Here is a 3,434-nt window from a genome sequence, read left to right as displayed (position 1 = left end):
GACCGTGGAACTGCCTTCATCACGGATTCCTCCCTGACCGTGCATCCCGCTCTGATCGTCGTAGATATTGCGACGAACACCCAGAGGCGCCTGCTGGCCGATACTGAACCGGTCATGCCGCGTCATGGTTTCCTGGCGGTGCTCGATGGCAAGGCGTCGCGCTACAATCCGGACAAGCCGACCATGGCCCAGGCCGGTGCCAACGGCATTGGCCTGAGTGCCGACCAGCAGACCCTGTTCTGGCAACCACTGACGAGCCGCGAACTCTACTCCGCGCCCACCGCGGTTCTGGCTGACCCCAAGGCGACCGAGACGGAGATCGAGTTCAGCGTCAAGGATGAAGGCGAGGCGGGCATGGGCGATGGCATGGCCACTGCGCCGGATGGACGTCTGTTCCTGACCGATATCGAGCGTCATGGTATCTTGCAGCGCACGCCGGATGGCACGATCTCGGTCGTAGCCCACGACCCGAGGCTGATTTCCCCGGATGGTCTCGCCTATCGGGACAACACGCTCTACGCCACGATCGGGCAATGGTCACGCCAGCCTGCCCTGAATGACGGAGTGGATAAGGAGCAGCGCCCATGGCTTGTCGTCAGGATCACCCTGCCGCCCTATCAGCCCTGAGAAGCCTTTATGGCAGGAATCGCGCAGGCGATCGTTTATCGCGTGTCATGGAAGAGGGACACCCTTATAGGGCTCCCTCGCAGGCTTGGTCAGTTATCGGTGTTGAGCGACCATGAGGCGGCGCTTACACGGCTATCTGTCATGAGCGTGCTGACCAGGGTTTCAAGCGCGCTCGCGCCATTGGATGACACCATCAGAGCGATGGTGATGGCGATCTGGTCGTTATCCTCATCGCTCAGAGACAATTTTCCGATTGTGTAATCCGCATCTTCAAGCCGGGCTTTCAACTGCGTGGTCATGTCCTGCACGCTCAGACGGCAGGTGACGACGCGCAGCCCGTATCCGGTTTCCATCGCCTTGGCCTGGAGCGGGATCCGGTCGATTGCGCGCACGATGGGACGCAGCAGCGTATTGCCTGCAATGATAAAGAAAGTGAGCAGAAATCCCTCGGCCAGCATGTCACTGCCCACACAGGCGCCCACAGCGGCGGAACACCAGAGCGTGGCGGCCGTATTCATGCCGCGTACGGTGGCGCCCTCCTTGATGATGGCGCCCGCCCCCAGAAACCCGATTCCCGAAACGACATAGGCGATCACGCGCAGGGATTCGACGTCACCCGCAATGCGTTGGGCCAGATCGACAAAGGCGGCGCCACCCAGGGCTACCAGCGCGTTCGTTCGTACGCCCGCAGTCCGTTGTCGATATTGCCGCTCTGCGCCGATCAGCGTGCCGAACACGAAGGCGCTCAACAGGCTGATACTCGAATCCGTAAAGGAATGGAGGTCGAAAGTCTCGATGAAGCGCATCGGAGATCCAGTCTTGGCTGGTTGGCTGGCCCGGCCTGTCTAGTCGGTTTTCCCTCCTGCGCCCACCCGCCCGGTAGGGATTTTCCGACTGAATCTCCACGATCGGCAATATTATATCACGTGATCGTGAGCGCCAAACGGGTCCAAGGTGGCGCGTCCGTGTTGCGGGTGTGTCAGGGAGGGAGACTCACAGGATGTATCGGCGCATCCGGCGTTTTCAGAACGCGCGACCGCGCCACGCTGTCGCACGCCTGTTCAGCAGCGCCATGATCGTATTGCCGTTATGGCTCTGGCCGTATTCCCCGGCAGCGCAAGCAATCACAGCGGTTCCGCTCCGTCCAGCAGTGCTCTCTCACGCTTCGTCCTCCACGGCGATGTCGTTTTCAGGCGCGCGGCCCCCATTGGCCTCGTCGTCTGATGCAGCCACGCGGCGCCATACCGACACAGCCCCGATCCAGATCAAGGAGCGCGGGCGTGCAACGTCCCTGAGTCACAGACAGAGCATCCGTGTGCCGCCGCCACGCCGGTCGCGAGCGCCGCACGATGGCGGCTACTGGGAGGGGATCGAGGCGCACATGACGGTAGAAGGCGGCATAGCGGGTAATCCCTGGACGCGTTCAGCCCGTAATTTTGGCCAGTTCTATCTGGACCGGGCCAATACGCTCACCCTCGATCAGATTCTGGGCACCGTTTCTCACGCCATGACCGATATCGGCGCCGGGTATCGTCTGGGTTTTGTAGCGGAGGCCATGTACGGGTCCGACTCCCGTTTCGATGTCACGATCGGCATGGGTGATCGTGCCCTGAGCGGAATGTATCAATGGGCTCCCACACAGGCGCATATTGATCTGCACACGCCCTGGCTGTTTGGCCGTGGGATCGATTTCCAGATCGGGCAATCCTACGGGTTGATGGGTACAGAGGGAACGGCTGCTCTCTCCCGCCCATTCTACAGCTTCAATTACAGCTCGGATTTCATCGTCCCGTTCCAGACGGTCGGGGTGATCGCAACGGCCCATATCGGGCCCCGTCTCGATGGTATCCTGGGGGTGGATGCGGGGAATTCGACCACTTTTGGCCAGAGCAGCAACAACAATCGGCCTAAAGGCTATCTGGGCGTTTCTTTCACCCATCTTCTCGGGGATCGTCTCGACGGGCACCTGATCGGGCGCGCAGGGCCGCAGGGGCATGACGGCGATTCGCGTCTCTCGCCTGAGGGTTGGGTCAGTGCCGGGATCGGCGAAGCGGCAGCGCACAGGATGCAGGTCAATGCGGATCTTCTGCTGGCCTATCATCCGAGCAAGACCCTGTCCGTTACCTTCGGCAGCACCTGGCTGCATGATGAGGTGCCCGATGACGATGCATGGGGCAGCACGGCCTATCTGGCCTGGGACGTGACGCCAGCCCTGCGACTGAATCTCCGGGCGGAGGTTTTTCGCGACAATACCGGGGTGCTTATCGCGGCCTATCCGGGCACGACGTCATTCGGCAAGCAATTACGCAACCAGCCCTATCCCTTCTACGCCGCGCCACCCACGACCTATGGGGACCTGACCCTTGGGCTGCGCTACGAACCGGGTTTGCACAATCGCCACAGGCCGCTCGGGCGGGTGGTTCTGCGTCCCGAGATACGCGTCGATCAGAGCCTGAACGGCACGCGTCCCTTCAATCGCGACGCCCCGGCCTTAGACCCGATCGTTCGCAACGGTGATTCGACGATGCTCTGGTTCTCCTGCGACATGATTTGGAGCTTCTAGGCTCAGGACTCATAGCCAGAACAGACGGTAGCGGCGAGACAGATGGCTGAGAAGAAGACGGTCGGGCATCTGTTGTAGCGTGTGGCGATGCGCCTGCAGTCCTTGAGCCGGCCGAACATGATCTCGATACGATTGCGGTGCCGGTATTTGCGTTTGTCGTAGTTCACGGGCGTCGTGCGGGATCTCCGGCCTGGAATGCAAGGTCTGATCCCCTTTTCCTCCAGCCCGTCCCTGAACCAAGCGG

At 61.3% G+C, this 3,434-nt stretch carries 3 protein-coding genes and 1 pseudogene; 2 read left to right on the top strand and 2 right to left on the bottom strand.

Annotated elements, in window-relative coordinates; genetic code table 11:
• Window positions 1-627, top strand: a 627-nt coding sequence (locus C0V97_RS05865; RefSeq protein ID WP_233581998.1) for an SMP-30/gluconolactonase/LRE family protein, incomplete at its 5' end; no start/stop codon positions are given.
• An 89-nt stretch (window positions 628-716) separates the two neighbouring features.
• Here the strand turns inward: C0V97_RS05865 and C0V97_RS05860 are convergent.
• Window positions 717-1,433, bottom strand: a complete 717-nt coding sequence (locus C0V97_RS05860) for an MgtC/SapB family protein (protein WP_127101651.1) — start codon at window positions 1,431-1,433, stop codon at window positions 717-719.
• Between the two features lie 194 nt (window positions 1,434-1,627).
• On the opposite strand from C0V97_RS05860, the gene C0V97_RS05855 reads away from it, so the two are divergent.
• Complete coding sequence (locus C0V97_RS05855; RefSeq protein WP_233581997.1) at window positions 1,628-3,190, top strand: outer membrane beta-barrel protein; 1,563 nt, start codon at window positions 1,628-1,630, stop codon at window positions 3,188-3,190.
• Window positions 3,191-3,199: 9 nt separating this feature from the next.
• On the opposite strand, the pseudogene C0V97_RS05850 reads toward C0V97_RS05855, so the two are convergent.
• Window positions 3,200-3,434: pseudogene (locus C0V97_RS05850) on the bottom strand (transposase); the annotation flags it as partial.

It is taken from the genome of Asaia sp. W19 (genome assembly GCF_003994335.1).
GTDB lineage: Bacteria > Pseudomonadota > Alphaproteobacteria > Acetobacterales > Acetobacteraceae > Asaia.
This window is presented reverse-complemented; position numbering and strand designations above follow the sequence as displayed.